The 24,803-nt window shown below is 74.7% G+C and carries 21 protein-coding genes; 17 read left to right on the top strand and 4 right to left on the bottom strand.

Annotation, left to right across the window (positions count from 1 at the left end):
- Positions 1 to 69 precede the first annotated feature (69 nt).
- Genes QRN56_RS03615 through QRN56_RS03605 form a run of 3 tightly spaced genes read left to right on the top strand, consistent with a single transcriptional unit; the run spans position 70 to position 2,233 of the window.
- Entirely contained in the window at positions 70 to 879 is an 810-nt protein-coding gene (locus tag QRN56_RS03615; protein WP_285101206.1) for a hypothetical protein, read from the top strand.
- Positions 876 to 1,496: a hypothetical protein gene (locus tag QRN56_RS03610; protein ID WP_285101204.1), complete on the top strand. Its 621-nt coding sequence runs from the start codon at positions 876 to 878 to the stop codon at positions 1,494 to 1,496. Before QRN56_RS03615 ends, QRN56_RS03610 begins: the two co-directional genes overlap by 4 nt.
- Positions 1,493 to 2,233 (top strand): hypothetical protein, encoded by a 741-nt coding sequence (locus QRN56_RS03605; protein WP_285101202.1) that lies wholly within the window; start codon positions 1,493 to 1,495, stop codon positions 2,231 to 2,233. The genes QRN56_RS03610 and QRN56_RS03605 overlap by 4 nt, the downstream gene beginning before the upstream one ends.
- Here QRN56_RS03605 and QRN56_RS03600 read toward each other — a convergent pair.
- From QRN56_RS03600 to QRN56_RS03590, 3 genes are all read right to left on the bottom strand, one after another.
- Positions 2,230 to 3,558, bottom strand: a complete 1,329-nt coding sequence (locus QRN56_RS03600) for a hypothetical protein (RefSeq protein WP_285101201.1) — start codon at positions 3,556 to 3,558, stop codon at positions 2,230 to 2,232. The genes QRN56_RS03605 and QRN56_RS03600 overlap by 4 nt on opposite strands.
- 76 nt (positions 3,559 to 3,634) lie before the next feature.
- Entirely contained in the window at positions 3,635 to 5,662 is a 2,028-nt protein-coding gene (locus QRN56_RS03595) for an acyltransferase family protein (RefSeq protein ID WP_285101200.1), read from the bottom strand.
- 204 nt (positions 5,663 to 5,866) lie between these two features.
- Positions 5,867 to 8,602 (bottom strand): UvrD-helicase domain-containing protein, encoded by a 2,736-nt coding sequence (locus tag QRN56_RS03590; RefSeq protein ID WP_285101199.1) that lies wholly within the window; start codon positions 8,600 to 8,602, stop codon positions 5,867 to 5,869.
- A 142-nt stretch (positions 8,603 to 8,744) separates the two neighbouring features.
- Here QRN56_RS03590 and QRN56_RS03585 point away from each other — a divergent pair, with 142 nt between their 5' ends.
- From QRN56_RS03585 to QRN56_RS03520, 14 genes are all read left to right on the top strand, one after another.
- On the top strand, positions 8,745 to 9,674 hold the full coding sequence (locus QRN56_RS03585) for a patatin-like phospholipase family protein (RefSeq protein ID WP_285101197.1): 930 nt from the start codon (positions 8,745 to 8,747) through the stop codon (positions 9,672 to 9,674).
- The gene (locus QRN56_RS03580; RefSeq protein WP_285101195.1) at positions 9,671 to 10,885 is read left to right on the top strand and encodes a macrolide family glycosyltransferase; all 1,215 of its coding nucleotides are present in this window, start codon (positions 9,671 to 9,673) and stop codon (positions 10,883 to 10,885) included. The genes QRN56_RS03585 and QRN56_RS03580 overlap by 4 nt, the downstream gene beginning before the upstream one ends.
- Positions 10,886 to 10,888: 3 nt before the next feature.
- On the top strand, positions 10,889 to 11,374 hold the full coding sequence (locus QRN56_RS03575) for a hypothetical protein (RefSeq protein WP_285101193.1): 486 nt from the start codon (positions 10,889 to 10,891) through the stop codon (positions 11,372 to 11,374).
- Complete coding sequence (locus QRN56_RS03570; RefSeq protein WP_285101191.1) at positions 11,371 to 12,306, top strand: hypothetical protein; 936 nt, start codon at positions 11,371 to 11,373, stop codon at positions 12,304 to 12,306. The genes QRN56_RS03575 and QRN56_RS03570 overlap by 4 nt, the downstream gene beginning before the upstream one ends.
- A 216-nt stretch (positions 12,307 to 12,522) precedes the next feature.
- Positions 12,523 to 13,719 (top strand): glycosyltransferase family 4 protein, encoded by a 1,197-nt coding sequence (locus QRN56_RS03565; RefSeq protein WP_285101190.1) that lies wholly within the window; start codon positions 12,523 to 12,525, stop codon positions 13,717 to 13,719.
- Positions 13,720 to 13,919: 200 nt separating this feature from the next.
- Positions 13,920 to 15,014: a Gfo/Idh/MocA family protein gene (locus QRN56_RS03560; RefSeq protein WP_285101188.1), complete on the top strand. Its 1,095-nt coding sequence runs from the start codon at positions 13,920 to 13,922 to the stop codon at positions 15,012 to 15,014.
- Positions 15,011 to 16,069, top strand: a complete 1,059-nt coding sequence (locus QRN56_RS03555) for a dTDP-glucose 4,6-dehydratase (protein ID WP_285101186.1) — start codon at positions 15,011 to 15,013, stop codon at positions 16,067 to 16,069. Before QRN56_RS03560 ends, QRN56_RS03555 begins: the two co-directional genes overlap by 4 nt.
- On the top strand, positions 16,066 to 17,220 hold the full coding sequence (locus tag QRN56_RS03550; RefSeq protein ID WP_285101184.1) for a DegT/DnrJ/EryC1/StrS family aminotransferase: 1,155 nt from the start codon (positions 16,066 to 16,068) through the stop codon (positions 17,218 to 17,220). Before QRN56_RS03555 ends, QRN56_RS03550 begins: the two co-directional genes overlap by 4 nt.
- A gap of 1 nt (position 17,221) precedes the next feature.
- A complete protein-coding gene (locus QRN56_RS03545) occupies positions 17,222 to 17,866 on the top strand; it encodes an acetyltransferase (RefSeq protein WP_285101182.1) in 645 nt (214 codons plus the stop codon).
- Positions 17,863 to 18,912 (top strand): glycosyltransferase family 2 protein, encoded by a 1,050-nt coding sequence (locus tag QRN56_RS03540; protein ID WP_285101181.1) that lies wholly within the window; start codon positions 17,863 to 17,865, stop codon positions 18,910 to 18,912. The genes QRN56_RS03545 and QRN56_RS03540 overlap by 4 nt, the downstream gene beginning before the upstream one ends.
- Positions 18,909 to 20,450 carry an oligosaccharide flippase family protein gene (locus QRN56_RS03535; protein WP_285101179.1) on the top strand — a complete coding sequence of 514 codons (1,542 nt, stop codon included), beginning with the start codon at positions 18,909 to 18,911 and terminating at the stop codon, positions 20,448 to 20,450. The genes QRN56_RS03540 and QRN56_RS03535 overlap by 4 nt, the downstream gene beginning before the upstream one ends.
- Entirely contained in the window at positions 20,447 to 21,625 is a 1,179-nt protein-coding gene (locus QRN56_RS03530; protein WP_285101177.1) for a DegT/DnrJ/EryC1/StrS family aminotransferase, read from the top strand. The genes QRN56_RS03535 and QRN56_RS03530 overlap by 4 nt, the downstream gene beginning before the upstream one ends.
- Positions 21,625 to 22,833 (top strand): glycosyltransferase family 2 protein, encoded by a 1,209-nt coding sequence (locus QRN56_RS03525; RefSeq protein ID WP_285101176.1) that lies wholly within the window; start codon positions 21,625 to 21,627, stop codon positions 22,831 to 22,833. Before QRN56_RS03530 ends, QRN56_RS03525 begins: the two co-directional genes overlap by 1 nt.
- A 49-nt stretch (positions 22,834 to 22,882) precedes the next feature.
- Positions 22,883 to 24,100, top strand: a complete 1,218-nt coding sequence (locus tag QRN56_RS03520) for a rhamnosyltransferase WsaF family glycosyltransferase (protein ID WP_285101174.1) — start codon at positions 22,883 to 22,885, stop codon at positions 24,098 to 24,100.
- A 16-nt stretch (positions 24,101 to 24,116) separates the two neighbouring features.
- On the opposite strand, the gene QRN56_RS03515 is transcribed toward QRN56_RS03520, so the two are convergent.
- Positions 24,117 to 24,749: a hypothetical protein gene (locus QRN56_RS03515; protein ID WP_285101172.1), complete on the bottom strand. Its 633-nt coding sequence runs from the start codon at positions 24,747 to 24,749 to the stop codon at positions 24,117 to 24,119.
- Between the last annotated feature and the right edge of the window lie 54 nt (positions 24,750 to 24,803).

Genomic DNA, 24,803 nt, shown 5'->3' with positions numbered 1-24,803 from the left:
GCCGAGCCCCGCCGAACCCCGTGGACTTTCGCCCGGTTGGTCCGTGATGCACCGCTACGATCGTGCGCCATGAAGCATGCCCGCAACGGCGGCCCCGACATCGCGTTCCGGCTCGGCCGCCGCGTGGTCTCGGCCGTCGCCGACGACATGTCGACGATGCAGCGCGTCGGCGCCGGCGTCGTCGCCGCCCTCGTGGCCGTCTCCCCGTTCGGGGCGTGGAACAAGGTGGAGGCGCAAGCCGACCCGATCGTGGCGGGGACGGCGGTCGAGGTGGGCCCGTTCGACGTGACGGTGCTGCGGGCCGTGATGGCCGACGAGCTCGGCTACCTCGTGCCCGCGCCGGGGAACCACATGCTCGCCGTGGTCGCGGACGTGGTGAACACCAGCGACGTGCCCGAGCTGAGCTCGACGCTCGGCAGCGCCGTCCCCGCGCCCGAGGGTGTGGGCATCGTGGCGGTGGACCCGTTCGCCGGCCTCGACACGGACCAGGGCACCGACCCGGGTGCCGAGGCCGGGGCCGACGCCGGGGCCGCACCCTCCGCGGACCCCTCCGCCGACGCGGACCCCTCCGCGAGCGCTTCCCCCGGCGAGTCCGGGGAACCCGAGCTGCCGTCCGCGACCATCCTCCACGTCAAGGACGCGACCAGCACCAGCGTGCTCAACCCCGGCGTCACCTACCAGATCGCGCTGATCTGGGAGCAGAGCGGCGAGTGGACGGGTGACGAGATCCCGCTCCGGATGCTGGAGCTGTCCTGGATCGACGAGAGCCGCCTGACCCTGGACAACGGGTACTGGCTGCCCGCGGACGTCGCCTTCGAGGGCGAGATCCGGGTCAAGGACAACCGGGGCATGGCCGAGGCCGAGGAGGGTCAGGCGTGAGGCACGGGCGCCGCCGGATCACGTGGCAGGGCTCGGCCCTGGTCGTCGGCGGCGTGGTCGCGGGCTGTGCGCTCGTCACCGCCGTGCCGCAGGAGACCGTCGTGGAGACGCCGTTCGTGGTCGAGGGCGCGGTGGGCGAGACGCTCGACCTGACCTACGCGGAGCTGACCGTGACCGACGTCCGGGTCGCCGACACCCTGGAGAGCTTCTCGGAGACCGCCGTCGCGAACGGGACGTTCGTGGTGGTGGACGCGACCTGGCGGGCCACGCAGGGTGCGACCGTCTTCGGCGGCGCCGAGATCACCGATGCCGAGGGCCGGCGGTTCTGGCCCACCAACCAGGCCGGCTGCTCGACGTCGGCCAACGCCCAGCCTGGCTACGCGTGGCACACGACCTACTGCTTCGACGTACCCCAGGACGCGCTCGCCGGAGCGACGGTGCGGCTGGCGCGCGGAAGCCAGACCGAGGACTACGCCGGCCAGCGGCGCGACGCCGCCGGGGTGGTCGACCTGGGCATCTCCGCGCAGCAGGCGAAGGAGCTGTGGGCGGCGACCGACACGGTGCAGACGGAGGCGCCGGGCTACGCCACGGCGAGTGCGGGAGGGAGTGCGGGATGACGACGCTGGTCACCCCGGCGGTGCCGGGGCCGGGTTCGTACGAGGGCCCCGGTCAGGGCGCGTACCCGGGCGGGGCGCCGAGCCTGCGGCCGGGCCTGCTGCCCGGTTCCGTGCCGCCCGACGTCCCGCAGGCCGGGCGGCCCCGGGGCTGGTGGCGGCGCAACGCCGTGTGGCTGGTGCTGCTGCCGCTCGCGCTCGCGGTGGCCACGGGGGCGTCGTCGTTCCGGGTGTGGGCCTACTGGTGGCCGGACGGCCTGCACTACGAGTCCCAGCGGGTCGCCCTGGGCGAGCAGGCGCACCTGGAGAGCGAGTACCTCGACACGGGGTACGACGTGCCGGAGCGCGCGGACACCTGGGTGGTGCGCGAGCTCGACGCGACGGTGACGGGCGTCGAGCGGGTGGACGAGCTGCCCGCGCCGGCCTACGGCGACCCGGTCCCGATCCCCGAGGGGTCGGTCGCGTACGAGGTGCGGCTGCACTTCGCGGCCGAGCCGCAGACCGACCTGTCGCTGTGCCAGATCGCCCTCGTGGCCGACGACGGCACGCGGTACGGGGAGTCGTCGCCGGACGTGCTGGGCAACTCCAACCGGTGCTCGTTGCCGGACGCCGAGGGCTTCGTGAGCGAGCAGCCCGAGTGGGACGTCAGCTCGTTCGTGCTGGTGGACCCCGACGCGACGATCACGCAGGCCCGGCTGTCGTTCGGCGGCCCGGACTACCTGACGGTCGAGCTGCCCTAGCGGGCGGCCGTCGCCGGGGCGGGGACCGCGCGGTTCCCGGCCACGGGGGTGGCGTCGTCGTCCAGGTCGCGGACCGCCAGGCCCCGCTCGACCAGCACCTCGACCGTCGCGGCGATCAGCGCGGCGGCCAGCGCCAGGGACACCACGAGCCCCGCGGCCGCCTCGAAGGGGCTGAACGCGATCCACGCGTTGGTCTCGACCGGTCCGGTGACGGCGCGTACGAGCCAGCCGACGGCGTACGGGGCCCGCATGACCACGAGGTAGCCCAGGCAGAAGACCAGCATGGGGCCGAGGCCGCCGCGCACGATCAGCTTCAGGCCGTTCCACAGGGCGGAGAAGCGGGCGCGCAGGTCCTCGGTGAGCGACTCCAGGAGCGACCGCAGCCCGGCCGGGATCCACGTCATCCGGTCGAGCCAGCGGTGCTCGCTCGACGGCGGCTCCATGAGCTTGTGCCCCAGCACCACGGCGCCGATGGCGAGCCAGGCCAGGGGCGCGACGAGGACGACGTCGAGCGACTCGAGGACGGTGACGAAGCCGTCGGCCACGAAGGCCGCGGCGTCGTTGCCGGCGTCCCCCACGCTCTCCTGCGCCGCGCCGACGGTGCCGACGGCGGCCGCCACGAGCTGCCGGTCCGCGGCGAGGTCCCACAGCCCGAGCTCGATCGACTCGACCTGCTTGGCGACCTGGCTGGTCCAGTAGATCTCGAGGCAGCCGCCGAGCACCGCGATGCCGAGGAGCTGGAGCTTGCCCTCGAGCCGGCCGAGCAGCCAGCGCAGCACGAACGCGCCGGCCACGATGGCGACGACCGTCCAGCCCGACCAGACGCCGAGGCGGGACATGAAGTCGACGCCCTCCGCGCTGAACGTGTCGTTGAACAGCTCGTCGGCCGCCGCCTCGTTGGTGAACCTCAACTGGTCGGCGTCCATGAGGCCCTCGACCTCGTAGACCACCAGGAACGGCACCAGCACGGACAGCGCGATGTCGATGAGGCGACGCTCGCGCCGCTCCGAGGGCATCATCGGGGCCCGGCGGGTGGGCAGCATGCCGGGGATCGCCGCCTGCGCCGCGCGCTCCCGGCGGCCGAGGTCGGCGCCGCCCAGGCTCGGCAGGCTGTGCCGGCAGACCCACAGCATCCCGACCACCGGCACGAGGTACCCGAGCGGGCTGAGGATCAGCAGGAGCTGCGCCACGAACGAGTTCCACTGGCTCAGCTCGACCGCGCCCCACATCGCGCCGTTCCGGACGGCGACGCCGAGCAGGCCGAGCGTCAGGAGCGCGGGCCAGTGCGCCACGAACAGGCGACCCGCGGAGACCAGGATCCTCATGGCGACACATAGTGGCCTAAACCGGGCGCGGCGCGCCAAGCCGTGTCATTCCGGCCGGCCCTCCGGCCGGCACGTGTCACTCCAGCGCCGCGAACGACCGCTCCACCAGGTCGGTGTAGGCCTCGACGCCGTCCAGGTTCGGGTGCGTCGCGTCGGCGTGCAGCAGGCCGGGATGCTCGTCGACCAGCGTGTGCCAGTCGGCGACCTCGACGTTCTCGCGGCCCGCGGCGATCCGGTCGAGGGTCTTGTTCGCGTCGGGCACCCAGTAGCTGATCCCCACGCTGTTGACGAGCACCACGCGGCGGTCGGGCCCGATCATGTCGAGCACGTGCTTCGCGGCGTCGGCCGAGCCCTCGAGCTGGAAGCCCGCGTTGGTGCCGAAGTTCAGCAGCACCGTCTCGCGCAGGCGGCCCTCGCGCTTGGCCGTGCGGATCATCCGCTCGGCGTCGAGCCAGTCCGTGCTCACCACGCCCTCGACCTGGGCACGCGGGTAGCGGGCGAGGATCGCGGGTGCGGCGGCCGCCAGCACGGAGTCACCGAAGGCGGAGACCTGGGTGCCCTGCCGCGCCCCGAAGGGCAGGCGGTCCGACGCCGGCCCGCCGGCGCGCGACGTCGGGGCGGGCGCGCCGGCGCCGTCGGCCGCGAGGGTCGCGGTGTTCGGTCCGGCGGCGGCCTGCGCCGCCGCCTGCCCTGCCGCGGCCTGCCCTGCCGCCGCCTGGACCCCGGCGGCGATGGCGAGCTCGGTCGCCGTCCGGGACGGGGCCGACGTGACCGCCGCCCCCGTCCCGACCAGGGCGAGCACCGCGACCACCACGGCCGCCTTGGGCACGACGGCGGCGGTGCGCACCGCGCCGAGCAGCGCCCGGAGCGCTCCCCGGAAGCCGAGCCGGCGCACCGGCACCTCCACCCACCGGTACGAGGACGACGCGAGCACGACGGTCAGCGCCACGGTGAGGCCGGTGCCGACGCCCCACCACACGGTCCCCGGCTGCGCCCCGACCGCCGCCGTGACCACGCAGGCGACCGGCCAGTGCCACAGGTAGATCCCGTACGACCGCTCCCCCACCCAGCGCAGCGGGGGAGCCTCCAGCGCGGCGGTGAACCAGGTGGGCTCGACCCGGGCCGCACCGCACGCCTGCACGAGGACGAGGGCCAGCAGCGAGGCGGCCAGCAGCCCGAGCGGGTAGGTGACGGGCGAGTCGCTGCGCAGCAGCAGGAACAGGGCGACCAGGCCGGCCAGCGCGAGCGGCGGCAGCACGCGGGCCCGTACGCCCCACAGCGCCGGACCGGCCTTGGCCCAGCGCAGCGTCACCGCGGCCCCGAGGAGCAGCCCGAACGCGTGGGTGTCGGTGCCGTAGTAGACGCGGGTGGGGTCCACGCCGGTCCCGTACGCGGGCATGAGCAGGAGTGCCATGGCCGCCGCCGAGACGAGCGCGCCCGCGGCCACGATCCGCACCCGCCAGGCGGCCGAACGCACGGTGATCAGCAGGAGCACGAGCAGCACCGGCCACGCCAGGTAGAACTGCTCCTCGATGGCCAGCGACCACAGGATCCGCAGGAGCTCCGGCTGGGACTCGTCGAAGTAGTCGGTGCCCGCGGCGATCTCCACCCAGTTGGTGCTGAACGTCACCGCCCCGAGGAGCTGGCGCCCGATGCCGACCGTGAGGTCCGGCTCGACCAGCCGCGCCACCGGGATGCTCGTGACCAGCACCAGCGCGAGGGCGGGCAGCAGCCGGCGGGCGCGGCGCACCCAGAACCGCGGCAGCCGGATCCAGCTCGTGCCCGCGACCTCACGCAGCAGCAGGGTGGTGATGAGAAACCCGCTGACCACGAAGAAGACGTCCACGCCCAGGAACCCGCCCGGCACCCACGCCGGCGCCAGGTGGAACGCGACGACCGCGACCACCGCGACGGCCCGCAGACCGTCGAGGCCGGGGATCCGGGGGCCGTGTGCTGTCGCGGACCGCGGGTCACCGCTCGGGGTCGGGCTCCCCGCCGGGGCCGCGGGGGATCCCGCGGACGGCGAGCCCGGGGCCGATGGCGTGGTTGCGGCCGGGGCGGGCCCGGCGACCAGGCCGGGCCGGGCGTCGTCGGTCAGGACCATGGGCGGACGGTACCGAACCTCCGTGGACCGAAAAAGTCCGGAATGTGAAGCCCGGCCCGCCAGCGGTCCCCTTCGAGGCCTAAGTTTCTTCGCTTTGAGCCCCTCCAAAGCGAAGAAACTTAGGCCTCGAAGGAGAGGATGGGCCGCGACCGAGCCGAGGCCGGCTGGGTCAGCCGGTCCCGGCCCCCGCCAGGACCCGGCCCCTCAGAGCTTGGTGACCGCCGTGTACTTCAGTGCGATGCGCTTGGTCCCGTTGGTGCCGAAGTCGATCTTGACCACGGCGTTGGCCTCGACGTCGACCACGGTGCCCAGACCGTAGGAGTCGTGCGTCACGCGGTCCCCGATCTCCAGGCTGGGGATGTCCTTCTGCACGTTGATGCCGCCGAACCCGCCCGTGGCGCCCGCCTTCTTCTGCGGGGAGAACGGGTTGGCCTGCCCGCCGCCCGACGACGACGTGGTGCCGGTGCGCGAGGCCCCCGACCGGCCCGAGGACCACGAGGAGCCCGAGCCCTGGCCGCGCCCGCCCGAACCTGAACGCCCGCCGGAGCCGTAGCCGCCCGACCCGTACCCGCCGCTCCAGCCGCCCCGGCCCGAGCGGATGGCGGCCGTCGACGACTCGCGCCGCCGCCAGTCCCACAGCTCCTCGGGGACCTCCTGCAGGAACCGGCTCTCGGGGAACTCGTTGGCCATGCCGAACGCCGCGCGCACCGACGACCGCGTGATGTAGAGCCGCTCGCGCGCCCGCGTGATCCCCACGTAGGCGAGGCGGCGCTCCTCGGCGAGCTCCGTGTCGTCGTGCAGCGAGCGCATGTGCGGGAACGTGCCGTCCTCCATGCCGGTGAGGAAGACGACCGGGAACTCCAGGCCCTTGGCGGTGTGCAGCGTCATGAGCGTGACGACGCCCTGGTTCTCCTTGGGCGCCTCCTCCGCGGCGCCGTCGGCCACGTCCTCGTCGGGGATCTGGTCGCTGTCCGCGACCAGCGAGACCCGCTCCAGGAAGTCCGCGAGCGAGCCCTCCGGGTCGGTCTCCCCGAAGTCGACGGCTACGGCGTGCAGCTCGGCCAGGTTCTCGACGCGTCCCTCGTCCTGCGGGTCCTCGCTCGCGCGCAGCTCGGCGAGGTAGCCGGTGCGGTCGAGCACCGCGCCGAGCACCACGGCCGGCGCCGCGCCGTCGTCGACCAGGCCGCGCAGCTCCCGCATGAGGTCGCGGAAGGCGAGCAGCGGCTTGAGCGAGCGGTTGGTCATGCCGGGGATCTCGTCGGCCCGCTCCAGGGCGGCGCCGAAGGAGATCCGCTCGCGCTCCGCGAACGAGGCGACGAGCGACTCCGCGCGGTCGCCCAGCCCTCGCTTGGGCACGTTGAGGATGCGGCGCAGGTTCACGTCGTCGTCCTCGTTGGCCAGCGCGCGCAGGTAGGCGACGGCGTCCTTGACCTCGCGGCGCTCGTAGAACCGCGTGCCGCCCACCACCTTGTACGGCAGGCCGACGCGGACCAGCACCTCCTCCAGCGCACGCGACTGAGCGTTGGTGCGGTAGAAGATCGCGACGTCGCCGGGGCGCACGTCGTCGCTGTCACCGAGCTTGTCGATCTCGTCGGCGACGAACCGGGCCTCCTGGTGCTCGTCGTCCGCGACGTAGCCCACGATCTTGGCCCCGGCGCCCGAGTCCGTCCACAGGCGCTTGGGCGTGCGGCCGGCGTTGCGGGAGATCACCGCGTTGGCGGCGCTCAGGATGTTCTGCGTGGAGCGGTAGTTCTGCTCCAGCAGGATCGTGGTGGCGTCCGGGTAGTCCTTCTCGAACTCCAGGATGTTGCGGATCGTGGCGCCGCGGAACGCGTAGATGGACTGGTCGGAGTCGCCCACGACGGTGAGCTCGGCCGGGTCGAGACCCGAGTCGTCGTCCGCGCCCACGCCCGCCAGCTCCCGGACCAGGGTGTACTGCGCGTGGTTGGTGTCCTGGTACTCGTCCACCATGATGTGCCGGAACCGGCGCCGGTAGTGCTCCGCGACGTTCGGGAACGCCTGGAGCAGGTTCACCGTGGTCATGATGATGTCGTCGAAGTCCAGGGCGTTCGCCTGGGCCAGGCGCGCCTGGTACCGGGTGTAGACGTCGGCCAGGACCTGGTCGAACGTGGGCGTGGTGGTGTTGCGCTCGTCGGCCGACTGCCCGCCCCACGGCCGCCGGATGCCGCCCGCCGCGGCGGACGCGGCCTCCGCCTGCGCCTCCTGCTCCGCGTATGTCACGGCCTGCCGCGCGTAGGTCTCGGGGTCGATCAGCTCGTTCTTCAGGTCGCTGATCTTGTTCGACAGCCCGCGCGCCGGGTACTTCTTGGGGTCGAGGTTGAGCTCGCGCGTCACCAGCGTGATGAGGCGCTGGCTGTCCGCGGCGTCGTAGATGCTGAAGCTCGACCGCAGCCCGAGCGTGGTCGCCTCCCGGCGCAGGATCCGCACGCACGCCGAGTGGAACGTGGACACCCACATGCGGTTCGCGGCCGGGCCGACCAGGCCCTCGACACGCTCGCGCATCTCGGCGGCGGCCTTGTTGGTGAACGTGATCGCCAGGATCTCGCCCGCCCGCGCCCGGCCCGTGGCCAGCAGGTAGGCGATGCGGTGTGTGAGCACGCGCGTCTTGCCCGACCCGGCGCCGGCCACGATGAGCAGCTGCCCGCCCTCGTGCACCACGGCGGCCCGCTGCTGCGGGTTGAGCCCGTCCAGCAGCTCGTCGGGGTCGAGGTGCGCATACGCCCCGCGGGCGCGTGGTGCCTCCGACTCGTGCGGCAGGCCGGCCAGCCAGTCCGGTTCAGCGGGCACGGCCGACTCGCCGGGGTCGCCGCCGTCCGGCGCGTCGTCCCACCGCGGGGCGGTGCGCGGCAGGCGCGCCTCGTCACCCGGCGCCGCCGGGTCGAGGCCGGGCAGGGAGAGGCTGTCGAAGAGGGAAGTCATCGCCCCTAAGCCTAGGCGGGCTCACCGACACTGCCGACGGGCCGCGCGGTCCGGGTCGTCACAGACTGGAGGTGTTCCCGGTCATATGGGTGGACAAGTGTGTGGACGGGGCAGTCCGTCGGATCAGCAAGGAGTCGCCGCAATGAGGTTCGCACCGGATCAGCCGGCCGATCCGCCCCGGGGCCTGCGTGGCCTCCCCCACCCCGTCGCCGCGGTGGTGGGCGGCGGCGGGGTGTACGGGGCCACCCAGGTCGGCGTCGGCTACGCGCTGGAGCAGCACGGGTTCGTGCCCGACCTGATCGTGGGCACGTCCGTGGGCGCGTTCAACGGCGCGGTGGCCGCCGCGCACCCCGGCAGCGCCGCGCGGTCGCTGGCCCTGACCTGGACGGGGCTGCGGCGCCGGGAGGTGTTCCCCTTCGGCCTGCGCTCGTTCCGGGCGGGCCTGTTCGCCGACGCCGGGCTGCGCCGGCTGATCCGGCGCGCGGGGCTACCGCCCCGGATCGAGGACCTGCCCGTCCGCTTCATCGCCGTCGCCACCGACCTCGCCAGCGGCGAGCAGGTGCTGCTGGACCACGGCGACCTGGAGTCGGCCCTGCTGGCCAGCGCCGCCATCCCGGGCGTCCTGCCCGCGGTGGTCCGCGACGGGCAGACGCTGGTCGACGGCGGCGCCGTGGCGCACGTGCCGGTCCTCGCCGCCCGGCAGGCCGGGGCCGCGAGCGTCGTGGTCGTGGTGACCGGGCGGGAGGCGCTGCCGCTGAGCACCACGACCCCGCCGCGGCGGGCCGAGGCCGTCGCCGCCCGCGCCGGGCTGTTGATGATGCACCACCAGATCGAGCGCGACCTGCGGGACGTGGCGCGGGAGATCCCGACCGTCGTGCTGCCGACCGGTGTGGCGGCCTGGCCGGCGATGTGGGACTTCAGCCACTCCCGGCGGCTGATCGACGCCGCGCTGGACTCGGCGAGCCGGTTCCTCGACGAGCTGGTCATCACCGGCCCGGGCCTGTACCGGCGCGAGCCCGTCGCGGCCGCGCCCGGCGGCGTCCCCGAGCGACGGGCCGGAGGCGGTCGATGAGCACCGTCGCCTTCCTGAACATCGGCATGCACGGGTACGTCAACCCGACGCTCCCGGTCGTGGCCGAGCTGGTCCGCCGGGGCCACACGGTGACGTACCACACGACCCCCGCGTTCGCGGCGCAGATCGAGGCCGCGGGCGCCCGGGTCCATCTCTACCCCGGGGGCGACCTGCCCCTGCCGGACCCGCCCATCCCGCTGGCCATGATGGCGGGGTTGGCGCACGCCGCCGTCGGCCTGCTGCCCTCGGTGCTCACCGACCTCCGCGCCGCCCGGCCCGACCTCGTGGTGCACGGCGCGGCCTGCCCGTGGGGCGCCGTCGCCGCGCGCGAGCTCGGGGTGCCCGCGGCCGCGACGTTCACCACGTTCGCGTTCAACCGGCAGGTACCCAGCCCCGGACGGATGTCCACGGAGCTGCTGGCCGCGGCCGCGGCGCACCCCGGCATCGCCGGCGGCTACGCCCGGGCCCGCTGGGCCCTGAACCGCGGCTACGACACCGGCGGGCTGCCGCTGACCGACCTGATGGACGCGCGCGAGCCGCTCAACCTCGTCTTCACCTCCCGCGCGTTCCAGCCGGGCGCCGACGCCTTCGACGCGTCCTTCCGGTTCGTCGGGGCGAGCGTGGGCTCCCGGCTGCCGGACCCGGCGTTCGCGGCGGACCGGCTCGAGAGCCCGGTCCTGTACGCGTCCCTGGGCACGGTGTTCGACGCCGGCCCGGGGCTGCTGCGCACCTTCGCCACCGCGCTGGCGCCGCTGGGCGGCACCGTCGTGGTCTCCACCGGGCACACGGACCCCGCCGACCTGGGCGAGCTGCCGGCCAACGTGCTCGCCCGCCCGTCGGTGCCGCAGCTCCAGGTGCTGGCCCAGGCCGCGCTCTTCGTCACCCACGGCGGCATGAACAGCGTGAACGAGGCGATGCTGGCCGGCGTCCCGACGCTCGTGGTGCCGCAGGGCGCCGACCAGCCGCTCGTGGCCCAGCGGGTGGTCGAGCTCGGCGCGGGCCTGGCCCTCGGCACGCAGGACGCGACGCCCGAGTCCGTGTACACGCTGGCCCGGCGGCTGCTCCGGGAGCCCCGCTTCCGGGCGGCGGCCGGTGTGCAGCGGGACGCCCAGGAGGAGGCGGGCGGCGCGCTGCGGGCCGCGGACGAGCTCGAGCGGTACCTCGCCGGGGCACGCGGGGGCGCGCCCGCCGGCCCAGGACGGGAGGGCTGAGGCGTGTCGACCGCCGTCGTCGCGCTGCTCGTGCTCGCCGGTCTGTCGGAGAGCGCCGGGCGTGTGCTGCCCCTGGTGGCTCGCCGGCCCCGGCTCTCCCCGCGGCTCCTGGTCGCACTGATGACCACCGGCACGGTGGTCGAGGGAGCGGTCGTCGCCCTGTGGCCGCCGGCCGCGTGGGCGCTGGCCGGCTGGGTCCAGCCGGGCACGCTGCCCGGGCCCACCCTGACCTGGACGCCCGCGCTGGTCGCACCGATGCTGCTGGCCGCGATCCTCGCGTTCCCCCTCCTCGGGCCGTTCCTGCACCTCCTGCTCGTGGTCGGGGTCGGCGCGGGCCTGGCCGGCCCGCTCGCCGAGGCGTCCGGGCTCGGCTGGTGGGCCGCCGCCGCGTGCGTCGCCGGGGCCGGGCTGGGCCTCGCCGCCACCGTCGAGGTGGTCCGGCGGCTGACCGCGCGGCTCATGGCCGGCGCGCGGGAGGTGCCCGCATGACCGAGCTGCTCCCCCTACTCCTCGTGCTGGCGATCGGCCCGTTCCTGCTCGCCGAGGGCCTGCTCGCCCGCTACGAGCTGATGGTCTACACGGTCGGCTGGCGCACGCAGGTCCCGGCGCTGCCCGCGAACCTGCCCTACGCGCGGGGCGCGGAACCGGGCCGCCCGCCCGACGCCTACCTGGTCTACCTCGACGGCATCGGCAAGCGTCGCTTCACCGACACGCGCGACGGCGGCCAGCTCGTCCAGGCCGTGATCGCCGGGGCACCCGAGCTGCGGGTGCTGGGCCAGGTCCAGCCGTACTCCCCGCTGGCGGACCCGCTGGTCGGGCGGCCGGTGTGGGACTGGCTGCGGCGACACATCGGCATCACGCTGTTCCTGCACAACGTGATGCAGACCTTCGTGGCGGCCGACCGCCGCTACCGCCCGCTCTACAACCGCGCCGTGGGCGGGCAGACCGCCGAGCAGCTCCGGCTCGCCGGCTACGAGCCCGGCAGCGGCATCCCGGTGGTGCTGCTCGGCTACAGCGGCGGCGCCCAGGTGGCGCTCGGCGCCGTCGAGGAGCTCTGGACCCAGCTGCGCGCCCCGGTGTGGCTGATCACGCTCGGCGGGTTCCACAACGGCGCCAACGACCTCACCCATGCGGCCGGGCTGCACCGGCTCACCAGCGGCAACGACTGGATCGAGCAGGTGAGCACCTGGCTGTTCCCCGAGCGGTGGCGGCTGCTGCGCCGCAGCCCCTGGAACCGGGCCCTGGCGGCCGGGAAGGTGCGCGTGCACCGGCTCGACCCCGCGACCCACGTCGGGCCGCTGAGCTACATCAGCCCGACGGCGAAGCTCGAGGACGGCAGCAGCCACCTCGACCGCACCACCGAGACGGTCGTCGAGATCATCCGCGAGGAGTGCCGAAAGGCCCGCCGAACCACCGGATGAAAATGCCCGGAACGATTGTGTGCGACGTTCCCGCACCCATCCGGAAAAGGTCACGGATATCAACCTCGGGGTGGGGTGATGTTCGGGTGATGTTTCGCGTCGGAGGTATCGTCCGGCGCCGCGGGTGAATCGCCGTGTTCACCCGCTCCCCGGGTTTCTGGCGCGCGCTGCGGGAGCAAGACTTTCCTCATGCATTCCGACGCTCCACACGTTCTGGTGATCATCCAGAACCTGCCGTTCAGGATCGACCGCAGGGTCCGGTCCGAGTGCCGCGCGCTGACCGACGCCGGGTACCGCGTGAGCGTCGTCTGCCCGCAGGAGAACCCCGACGAGCCCGCCCGGTCCCAGGTGGACGACACGACCGTCTACTCGTACGCCCCGCCCCCGGACTCCCGCGGCGTCATGGGCTATGTCCGCGAGTTCGTCGTCTGCTGGTGGCGGACGGCGCGGGCCTCGGCCCGCGTGCACCGCGACGCGCCGTTCCAGGTGATCCAGGCGTGCAACCCGCCGGACACCTACTGGCTGCTCGCCCTGCTCTGGCGGCTGCGGCGCGGGGTGCGCTTCGTCTACGACCAGCACGACCTGTGCCCCGAGGTGTACATCGCGAAGTTCGGCCGGCAGGACCTGCTGTACAAGGCGCTGCTGCTCCTGGAGCGCGCGACGTACCGCACCGCCGACCACGTGATCTCGACGAACGGCTCGTACCGGCAGATCGCGCTGGAGCGCGGCAGGGTCGACCTGAGCCGCAGCTCGGTGGTGCTCAGCACGCCCGACGCCGACCTGATGCGCAAGGGCGACCCCGAGCCGGGGGCTCGTGACCTCGGCAAGCACCTCGTGTGCTACGTGGGGATCATGGGCTCGCAGGACGGCGTGGACCGGCTGCTGGCCGCCGTCGAGCACGTGGTGCGCGTGCGCGGCCGCACCGACGTGCGCTTCGCGCTGCTCGGGTTCGGGGACGCGCTGGAGGAGCTGCGCGCGGACTGCACGCGCCGCGGGCTGGACCTCTGGGTGCACTTCACCGGCCGGGTCGACCACGAGGCCATCGGGCGATGGCTGTCCAGCGCGGACCTGGGCGTCACGCCGGACCCGCCGAGCGAGTTCAACGACCGCTCCACCATGAACAAGACGCTCGAGTACATGGCGCACGAGCTGCCCGTGGTGGCGACGGACCTGACCGAGACCCGCCGCAGCGCGGGCGACGCGGGCCGGTACGTCGCCGGGAGCGACCCCGCGGCGTTCGGCGACGCGATCCTCGAGATCCTCGACGACCCCGACCGCGCCCGGACGATGGGCCTGGCCGGGCGCGCCCGGATCGAGGGCGAGCTGTCCTGGCGCCGGCAGGCGGAGACCTACGTGCGGGTGTTCGACACGGTGACGGGCCACGCGCGCGCATTGTCCGAGAAGCACGGATGAATGCCGGTCGCGGCATTTCCGGCGCCCTTCGCGCATTTCTTTTTCACCCCTGGGTGAAACCCGCTCCGGGTGAATAAACGTCGAGCACGGGTGATTTCGAAAGGCCCCGGCCAGTTCGCCGCGAGGCCGGGACGTACATTGATCGAAGCCAGGATGACAACACTCCGGGCCGATCCGAGCTGATACCGGAAGAAGGCAGCATGGACCAGAGACTCTTGCGGGCGGCCGTGGTGGGCGCCGGCTACTGGGGACCCAACCTGGCACGCAACTTCGCGGCGTCCGACCGCTGGGAGCTGGCCGCCGTCTGCGATCTCGACGCGGACCGCGCCTCCCGGGTGGCCCGCGCGAACGGCCGGGCCGACGTCGAGACGTCGCTCGACGCGCTGCTCGCCCGGGACGACATCGACGCGGTGGCCATCGCCACGCCCGCCCGGACGCACCACGCGATCGCGCTGGCCGCGCTGCGCGCCGGCAAGCACGTGGTGGTCGAGAAGCCGATCGCCGACCGCGCGGCGGCGGCCACCGAGATGGTCGCCGCGGCGCGGGACCGCGGCCTGGTGCTCATGACCGACCACACCTACTGCTACACCCCGGCGGTCCGGAAGATTCGCGAGCTCGTGGCGAACGGCGACCTGGGTGAGATCCTCTACATCGACTCCGTACGGATCAACCTCGGCCTGGTCCAGCCCGACGTCGACGTGTTCTGGGACCTGGCGCCGCACGACCTCTCGGTGATCGACTTCATCCTGCCCGGCGGGCTGCAGCCCGAGTCGGTGGCGGCGCACGGCGCCGACCCGATCGGCGCGGGCAAGTCCTGCGTGGGCTACCTGGTGCTGCCCCTGCCGGGCGGCGCCGTCGCGAGCGTGCACGTGAACTGGCTCAGTCCCACCAAGGTGCGGCGGATGACCATCGGCGGGTCGCGCCGCACGCTCGTGTGGGACGACCTGAACCCGCAGCAGCGGATCAGCGTCTACGACCGCGGCGTGGACCTGGAGACCCAGGCGTTCGACAGCCTGGAGCGCCGGGCCGCCACGATCTCCTACCGCCTGGGCGACACCTGGTCGCCGGCCCTGGAGGAGCGCGAGGCGCTCGGGTCCATGGTGGGCGAGCTCGCCGAGGCGATCCAGGGCGAGCGCCCGGCCCTGACCGACGGCGCCGCGGGCCTGCGCGTGCTCGACGTGCTGGAGGCCGCGGACCGCAGCCTCGCCACGGGCGGCGGCGTGACGCGGGTCGAGACCGGCGCACGCACGCCGGTGCTCGCGGGCGGGCCGACCAAGGACGGAGCGGCCGCATGAGCGCGCTGAGCGGGGCGCGGGTGCTGGTCACGGGCGGCGCGGGATTCATCGGCAGCCACCTGGTCGACGAGCTGGTGCGCCGGCGCGCGGCGTCGGTCACCGTGGTCGACAACCTGGTCAACGGCCGGCGCGAGAACCTGGCCCACCACCTGGGAGACACCGACGGGCACGGCCCGGTACGGCTCGTCGCGGACGACATCCGGAGCGAGGCCGCACTCGCGCTGGTCGACGACGCGGACGTCGTCTTCCACCTGGCCTGCCTGGGGGTGCGGCACAGCCTGCACGACCCGCGGGAGAACCACGAGGTCAACGCGACCGCCACGCTGGAGCTGCTCGAACGGGCCCGCGCGGCGGGCGTGGGCCGCTTCGTCCACGTGAGCTCCAGCGAGGTGTTCGGCACCGCGCAGTACGCCCCGATGGACGAGCGGCACCCGACCTGGCCCGAGACGGTCTACGGCGGGTCCAAGCTCGCCGGGGAGGCGTACGCGCGTGCCGCGTTCCGCACCCACGGCATGCCCGTCGTGGTGGTCCGGCCGTTCAACACCTTCGGCCCGCGCAGCCACTTCGAGGGCGACAGCGGCGAGGTGCTGCCCCGCACCATCGTGCGCGCCCTGTGCGGCCTGCCCGCGTTCGTCTACGGCGACGGCGAGCAGACGCGCGACTTCCTGCACGTGAGCGACACCGCGCGGGGCCTGGCGGACATCGCCGAGTGCGACGCCGCCGTGGGCCGCACCGTGAACGTGGGCTCGGGCGCCGAGGTGACCGTCAACGAGCTGGTGACCACGGTCGCGCGGCTCGCCGGGCGGCCCGACCTGGAGCCGGAGCGGCTGGAGGCCCGCCCGGGCGACGTCCGCCGCCTGCTGGTGGACAACACGCTGGTCCGGGAGCTGACCGGGTTCGAGCCGCGGACCACCTTCGAGCAGGGGGTCGCCGACCTGGTCGACTGGTTCCGCGGCCGGCCCGAGAGCCCGCAGGAGATGCTGAGCCGGATCGAGGACCGCAACTGGGTCGCGCCCGCGAGCGCCACGACCGCCCCCGCGGGGGTGGTCGCATGACCGCCGTGGAGGAGGGCCTGCACCGCGTCGACGTCATGAAGCCGTGGCTGGGCGCCGAGGAGATCGCCGCGGTCACCGAGGTGATCGAGTCCGGCTGGGTGGCCCAGGGCCCGCGGGTCGCCGCGTTCGAGACGGCGTTCGCCGACGCGATGCGCGCCCGCGCCGCCGTCGCGACGTCGAGCTGCACCACGGCGCTGCACCTCGCCCTGGTCGTCGCGGGCATCCGGCCCGGCGACGACGTCGTGGTGCCGTCGTTCTCGTTCGTCGCCACCGCGAACGCGCCCACGTACGTGGGCGCGCGCCCCGTCTTCGCGGACGTGGACGCCGCCACCGGGAACCTCACCGCCGAGACGGTGGCCGCCGCCCTCACGCCCGCCACCCGCGCGGTGATCGCGGTGGACCAGGCCGGCGTGCCGGTCGACCTCGCCGCGATCCGCGAGCTGTGCGACCCGCTCGGCATCGTGGTGGTCGAGGACGCCGCGTGCGGCGCCGGCTCGACCTACCACGACCGTCCGGTCGGGGCGGGTGCCGAGATCGTCGCCTGGTCCTTCCACCCCCGCAAGATCCTCACCACCGGCGAGGGCGGGATGATCACCACCAGCCGCCCGGACTGGGCCGCTCGTGCGCGACGCCTGCGCGAGCACGCCATGAGCGTCTCCGCGGCGGACCGGCACGCCGCCCTCGTCTCCCCGCCGGAGGAGTACGACGAGGTCGGGTTCAACTTCCGGATGACCGACCTGCAGGCCGCCGTCGGCCTGGTGCAGCTCGGCCGTCTCCCCGAGATCGTCGCCCGGCGGCGCGAGCTCGCCGCCCGCTACCGCGCCGAGCTGGCGGACGTGCCCGGCCTGCGCCTCGTCGAGGACCCGGCCTGGGGCCGGGCCAATGTGCAGTCGCTGTGGGCCGAGGTGCTGCCCGGGTACCGCCTGGACCGGGAGGGGCTGCTCCTGGCCCTCGCCTCGGCGGGCATCTCGGCGCGCCGCGGCATCATGGCCGCGCACCGGCAGCCGGCTCACGCGGGCCGCGGCCACGTGCCGCTGCCCGTGACCGAGCGGCTCACGGACCGCACGCTGATCCTGCCCCTGTTCCACCAGATGACGGACGCCGAGCTGGGCCGCGTGGTCGAGGTGCTCCGCGGGTACGGGGGGCAGTGAGGTGGCGGCGAGCTGGGGCGGGCCGCTGCTGCTGGTGGGGGCGAGCGGGCTGGCCCGCGAGGTGCTTCCCGTCGTCGCCGAGGCCGGGCACGACGTGCTCGGCGTGCTCGACGACCGCTACGCCGATCTGCCGCCCACCGTCGGCGGGGCGCCGGTGCTGGGGCCGGTGAGCTCCGCCGCGGAGCACCCCGGCGCCCGCCTGCTGCTGTGCGTCGGCCCGAGCCGCACCCGCGCCGCCGTGCACGCGCGGCTCGACGCGGGCGCCACGTACGCGCGGGTGGTCGATCCGTCGGTGCGCAACCCTGCCGGCTGCCCGGTCGGGGAGGGCTCCGTGCTGCTGGCCGGCGTCACGATCACCGCGGACGCCGTGCTCGGCGCGCACGTGGTCGCGATGCCCGGGGTGACGGTCACGCACGACTGCGTGCTGGACGACTTCGCGACGCTCGCCGCCGGGGTCTCCCTGGGCGGGGGCGTGCGCGTGGGCCGTGCCGCCTACCTGGGCATGAACGCCTCGGTGCACCCCGGCGTCCGGATCGGCGCGGGCGCCGTGGTCGGCATGGGGGCCGTGGTCCTGACCGACGTGCCGGACGGCGAGACCTGGGCCGGCGTGCCGGCCCGGCGGCTGGTCCGCGAGGTGGCGCGATGACCACGGTCCGGACCCCGCTCCCCCTGCGCACCCGCCCGCTCGTCTCGGTGGTGGTGCCGCACTACAACTACGGGCAGTACCTCCCGACCTCCGTCGGCTCCGTGCTCGCCCAGGAGGGCGTGGACGTCGAGGTGATCGTGGTCGACGACACCTCGACCGACGGGAGCGTCGCCGTCGCGCGCGAGATCGCCGCGTCGGACCCGCGCGTGACGCTGGTCGAGCACGAGCGGAACATGCGGCACATCCGCACCTACAACGACGGGCTCGGCCGGGCCCGCGGCGACTACGTGGTGCTCCTGTCCGCCGACGACGCCCTCGCGCCCGGCGCGCTCGCCCGTGCCGCCGCCCTGCTGGAGCACGACCGGCGGATCTCGCTGGTCTACGGCCTCGTGACCGACTTCGACGGCGCACCGCCCGCGTTCACGCCCACCCGGAGCTGGTGGACCGTCTGGGAGGGCGAGCAGTGGGTGGGCCACGTCGCCCGCCGCGGACGCAACATCCCGACCAACCCCGAGGTCGTGATGCGCCGGTCCGTCTACGACGCGATCGGCGGCTACGAGGCCGCGCTGCCGCAGGCGGCGGACATGTACATGTGGCTGCAGGCCGCCGCGCGCGGCCGGATCGGCCGCGTCAACGGGCCGGTCCAGGCCTACTACCGGCAGCACGACGCGAACATGCACAACGTCCAGTTCGGCGGGAACCTCGACAACTGGCGCTCCGTGCTCGGGACCTTCGACCTGTTCTTCCGCGAGGACGGGCACCTGCTGCGCCGGCCCGACCGGCTGCGCGCGCGGGCCGACGCCGCCGTCGCGCGCGAGGTGGTGCTCGCCTCCACGCTGCTGCCCCCGGGGCCCGACGGCGCCGAGCACCGCGCGCAGCTCCTGAAGCTCGCCCAGGAGGCCGATCCCGGCGTCGTCCGGTCGCCCGCCTGGCAGTGGGCCCGCCTGGCCGGGCGCGCCGCGCACCGGTCCCGGCTCGGTGTCGAGGCCGTCGAGTCGCTGCGCTGGAAGGTCCGCGGCCAGCTCCTCGCGAGGTTCGGGACATGAGCGAGGGCGCCACCCTGAGCGGCCGTGTCGGGAACGCCCTGCGCTGGAGCACCACCGGCACGGTCGTGGTGCGGCTGGGCAACCTCGGCCTGGGCATCGTCATCGCCCGCATCGTGTCGCCGGAGGAGTTCGGCCTGTACGCGATCGCCCTGACGGTGCAGAGCGTGGTCATGGCCCTGGCGGACCTCGGTCTGAGCGCCGACCTCGTGCGCAGCCCCGACTTCGAGCGGCGCACCGGCCCCGTCGCGGTGCTCGGCCTGGTGACCGGCGGCACGCTCACCCTGGTCACCGCGCTGTCCGCGCCCGCGCTCGCGTCGGCGATGGGCGGCCCCGGCGCGGCCGGTCCCATCGCGATCCTGGCCGCGACGTTCCTGCTTGCCGGGGTCGGCGTCGTCCCGTTCGCCACGCTCCAGCGGCGCCTCGACCAGCAGGGGTTGTTCCGCTCGAACGCCGTCGACTTCGGCGTGGGCGCCGTCGTGACCCTCGTGCTGGCGGTGCTCGGCTACGGCCTGGTCGGCCTGGCGGTGGGCCGGGTCGTCGGCCAGGCCTGCGGCGTGGCCGTGCAGTTCTGGCTCACCCGCACCCGGCTGCGCTTCTCGTGGGACCCGACGGTCGCCCGGTCGGTGCTCGCGTTCGGGCTGCCCGTCGCGGCCGCGAACCTGCTGTCCTGGGTGCTGCTGTCGGTCGACCGCGTGGTGCTCGGCAACACGGCCGGCGCCGTCGAGCTCGGGTACTACGTGCTCGCCGCGAACATCTCGACGTGGCCCATGACGCTGGTGGGCCAGGCCCTGCGGTCGGTCACGCTGCCCGCCTTCTCGCAGGTGCGCGAGCGTGCCCGCGCCGCGCTCGTGCCGCTGCTCGGGCCCGTCTGGTGGGCCGTCGTGCTGGCGGCGGCCATGCTCGCCGCGCTGGCCCACCCGGTGGTCGTGCTCGTCTACGGCGCCCGGTGGGAGCCGGCCGCGCAGATCCTGGTGCCGCTGGCCGTGGTCGGCGCCGTGCGCGTCGTCTCGGACGTCCTGGCCGGCTACCTCTACGCCCTGGGCCGCTCGCGCGGGGTCCTCGCGGTGCAGGTGGTCTGGCTGGTGGCCCTGGTGCCCGCCGTCGTGCTCGGCGCGCGAGCGGCCGGGAGCATCGGCGTCGCCGTCGCGCAGGCCGCCGTCTCCGTGGGCGTGCTGGTGCCCGCCTACCTGGTGCTGCTGCGCCGGTCGCGGGACGAGGTCGGCGCGTTGGCCTGGGCCCTGGCCCTGCCGGGGCTGGCCGGGGCCGCCGCCGTGGCCGCGGGCCTGCTGGCCGCCGGCCAGGTCGACGACCCGCTGCTCGGCGGCCTGCTCGCCGGCGCGGTCACGTTCGCCCTCTACACGGCCGCCACGCTCGCCTGGGTGCGCCCGCGCTGGCGCGCCGCCCGCACGGCCCTCGACGGTCCGGACGAGGCGGCCGACGCAGCGCCGGACACCGTGCCCGACGAGACACCGGACGAGGCGCCGGACCTTCTGCCGGACGCCGTCCCGGCTGCCCGACCGAGAGGAACGACCCGATGACCGAGACCACGACAACGACCTCCCCCGCGCCGTCGCGGGAGCCCGTGCCCTTCCTGGACCTGGGCGCCCAGACCGCCGAGGTGGAGGGCGACGTCCGCGAGCGCTGGGACGAGATCCTGCGCACGTCCGGCTTCGTGCTGGGACCGGACGTCGAGCGGTTCGAGCGCGAGTTCGCCGCCTACAGCGGGGCGCAGCACGCCGTCGGCGTGGGCAACGGCACGGACGCCCTGGAGATCGGCCTGCGGGCTGCCGGGATCGGCCCGGGCGACGAGGTGATCGTGCCGGCCAACACGTTCTTCGCGACGGCGGAGGCGGTGCTGCGCTGCGGCGCCCTGCTGGTGCCCGCCGACGTCGACGACGACTTCCTGCTGGACCCCGAGGACGTGGCCGGCCGGCTGTCGGCACGCACCCGGGCCGTCGTCGGCGTGCACCTGTACGGGCAGATGGCGCCGGTGACGCAGCTGCGCGAGCTGGTGGGCCCCGACGTCCTCCTGGTCGAGGACGCCGCCCAGTCCCAGGGCGCGAGCCGGGACGGGTTCCGCTCGGGCGGCGCGGGCGACGTGGCCGCGACCAGCTTCTACCCGGGCAAGAACCTGGGCGCGTTCGGCGACGGCGGCGCGGTGCTGACGTCGTCCGACGACGTGGCCGAGCGGGCCCGCCGCCTGCGCAACCACGGCGGCGTCAACCGCTACGAGCACCTGGAGGTGGGCGCCAACTCGCGCCTCGACTCCCTCCAGGCCGCCGTGCTGTCCGCGAAGCTGACGCGGCTCGACGCGTGGAACCTGCGGCGGTCGGAGGCCGCGGCGCGGTACGGGGCTCTGCTCGCCGACGCGTTCGCCGACGTGCCGGAGCTCGTGGCGCCGCGCGAGCTGTCGGGGGCCACGCACGTGTGGCACCTGTACGTGGTGCGCACGCCGCACCGGCCCGCGGTGTCCGCGGCGCTGTCGGCGGCCGGCATCGGGCACGGCATCCACTACCCCGCCCCGGTCCACCTCCTGCCCGCGACGGCGCACCTGGGCTTCCGCCCCGGCACCGCCCCGCGGGCCGAGGCGCACGCCGGGCAGATCCTCTCGCTGCCGATGTTCCCGGGGATCACCGCCGACCAGCAGGAGCACGTGGTGCGCACGCTGCGCGACGCCGTGACGGGGCGAACCGCACGCCCGGGGGTGGCCTGATGAGCGCCGGCGGGGCCGGGCGCCTCGACCACGCGGCCGCCGCGTGGCGCGCCCGGGTGGACCGCGACGCCACGGGCGGGCCGGGGCTCGGCGCCCGGGCCGTGCGCACGCTCGCGTCCTGGGTCCCGTCGCCGCTGGCGCCCAGGTCGTACCGGCGGCGGCCGCCGTCGGCCCCGCAGCTGCGCCCCCGGGTCTCGGTGGTGGTGCCCTGCTACGACTACGGCCGGTTCCTGCCGCAGACGGTGGGCAGCCTCGTGACCCAGGAGGGGGTCGACGTCGAGGTGATCCTCGTCGACGACGCCTCCACGGACGACAGCCTCGCCGTCGCGCGCGCCCTGGCGGCCGAGCACCCGGGCGTGACGGTGCTGGCGAACGAGCGCAACCTGGGCCAGGTCGAGTCGTTCAACCGAGGCTGGGAGCACAGCACGGGCGAGTTCGTGGTGCGGCTGGACGCCGACGACATGCTGCCGCCCGGCGCGCTCGCACGGGCGACGGCGCTGCTGGAGCAGCACCCGGAGGTGGGGCTCGTCTACGGCCACCCGCAGCACTTCGACGACGGCACGCCGCCCGTCCCGGCGCTGGGCGAGCTGTCCTGGACCGTGTGGGACGGCCGCGCGTGGCTGGCGGAGCGCTGTCGCACCGGCGTCAGCTGCATCACCTCCCCCGAGGTGGTCATGCGCGCCGACCTGCTCAAGGACGTCGGGCCGCTGGACCCGCACCTCAGGTTCACGATGGACGTCGAGATGTGGCTGCGGTTCGCCGCCGTCGCCGACGTCGGCTACGTGGGCGGTGCCGACCAGGCGCTGCACCGCGAGCACGCGGGGAGCCTGAGCGTGAACGAGGGCTCCGGCGCGCTGCTGGACCTGCGCGCCCGCGCGGACGCGTACGACCGGCTGTTCGCCAACGTCGGCGACCGGCTCACCGGCGCCCACGGGCTGCACGACCGGGCCCGGTCCGCCCTCGCCCAGGACGCCCTGCGGTACGCGGCGGCGGCCGCCGACCGGGCGGAGCCGCCCGCGCCCTACCTGGAGCTCGCGGTCGAGGTCTGGCCGGGCTCCCGGGAGTGGCCCTCGGCCGCGCGGATCGCCCGCCGGGCGGCGCGGGCCGAGCGGACGGGACGGGCCGGGTACGGCGCCGTCGTCCGCCGCATCACCCGCCGGGCCCGGACCGAGCTGATGTACCTGCGCTGGGCCACGTCCGGCCTGTGACGGCGCCCGACGACGCGCCCGCGCCCGTGAACGACGAGGGGGACCACCGATGAACCGGCTGACCAAGGCCACCGCACGGCTCCGCCGCCTGCGCCGCGTGGGCGCGCGCGGGCTGGCCCAGCGCGTCGCCGCGCGCGCCTACCGGACGACGGACGCCGCGGCGCTCGGCTTCCAGCTCTCCGCGGCCGACATCGCCGCCGACGTCCCTCGGGCGCTCCCGACGCCGGAGCCCGTGGCCGGCGACCGCCCGCTGACCGTGGGCTGGGTGACGTCGCCGCCCGCGACGGGCTCCGGCGGCCACACCACCCTGTTCCGCATGGTCGAGGGGCTGGAGGCGCGGGGGCACAAGTGCGTCGTGTTCCTCTACGACCGGCACGGCCTGGACATCGTCCAGCGGACCGCCGAGCTGCGGCACGGCTGGCCCGGTGTGCGGGCCGAGGTCCGGGACGCACGCGCGGGCATCACCGGCATGGACGCCGTGGTGGCGTCCTCCTGGGAGTCCGCGCACGTCATCGTGGCCCGGAGCCACCGGCCCACCCACCGCCTGTACTTCATCCAGGACTACGAGCCGTACTTCTACCCGCGCGGGTCGGAGTACGAGCTGGCGGCGATGACCTACCGGTTCCCGTTCCGGCGCATCGCGCTGGGCGACATGGTGGCCGGCTGCCTCACGTCCGAGCTGGGCCAGACCAGCGACGTGGTCCCGTTCGGGTGCGACACCGACACGTACCACCTCCCCGAGGTCGAGTCCCCCCGGTCCGGGGTGGTGCTCTACGCCAAGCCCGACGTCGGACGCCGGGGCTACCTGCTCGCCCGGCTCGCCCTCGAACGCTTCCACCGGGAGCACCCCGAGCAGGAGATCCACGTCTACGGCTCGCGCCCGGCGGACCTGACGTTCCCGGTGACGTACCACGGCCGCCTCACCCCGGCGGAGCTGAACGTCCTGTACGGGCGGGTCGTGGCGGGGCTCGCGATGTCGTTCACCAACATCTCCCTCGTGGCCGAGGAGATGCTGGCCGCCGGCGTCGTGCCCGTCGTCAACGACTCGCCGCTGGCCCGCGCCGACCTGCCCAACCCGTACGTGGGATGGGCCGAGCCGACGGCGGCGGGGATCGCCGCCGGGCTCGCCGCCGCCGTCGAGCGGCCCGACGCCGCCGCGTACGCGGCGAAGGCCGCCGCCAGCGTCGTGGGCCGGTCCTGGGGCCCGGCGCAGGAGGCGGTGGCCCGCATCGTGGAGGACGAGGTCCGTGGCGCGGCGCACGGCTGACGGCCGGCGGCCCGGGTCAGCGGCGCCGGGCGCGCGTCTCGAGCACGGCGATGAGCGCGAACGTGGCGCTCGCGCCGAGCAGGCCCGCCATCCCGGCGGCCCGCACGGTCGAGCCCCCCACCTGGTGCACGACCAGGGACTCCGGGGCGACCGTCACGGTGATGTCGTTGACGGGCACCACCCCGGCGTCGCGCTGCAGGCGGTCCAGCTCGTCGGCGATCTGCGCGACGATCTCGTCCTGCCGGGCCCCGACCTCCTCGGCGGTGGCGGCGACGACCTCGACGTACAGCACCTGCTGGGCGAAGTTGGGGGCCCACTGGCCGCCCGTGTCGGGCAGCCGGATCGACCAGCCGTCGCGCAGCCCCTCGCCCACCAGGGTCGCGTCGGGCGAGGCGTACTTGGTCACCTCGTCGGGCCCGGCCACGGCCTTGGCGACCGCGCCGGCCGTGATGATCAGGTCCTCGGACGTGGTGCGCAGCGCGTTCGGGTAGGTCTTGCTCGCGGGTGCGAGGAAGACGACCTGGGTACGGCTCCAGTACACGCCGTCGTCCAGCGTGGTGGTGTACACGAGCCCGAGCGTGACCGCGGCCCCCGCGAGCAGGACGGGCCAGCGCCGCAGCGCCGCACGTATCAGGTCCCACAACGTCATAGCTTCTCCGCGATTTCCTGGAGCGGGCGAAATTCGCGCCGGAGTTCCGCGACT

The organism is Promicromonospora sp. MEB111, assembly GCF_030209445.1.
In the GTDB taxonomy this organism is placed as follows: domain Bacteria; phylum Actinomycetota; class Actinomycetes; order Actinomycetales; family Cellulomonadaceae; genus Promicromonospora.
Note: the sequence above shows the minus strand (reverse complement) of the source record. Positions and strands in the feature narration are given on the sequence as shown.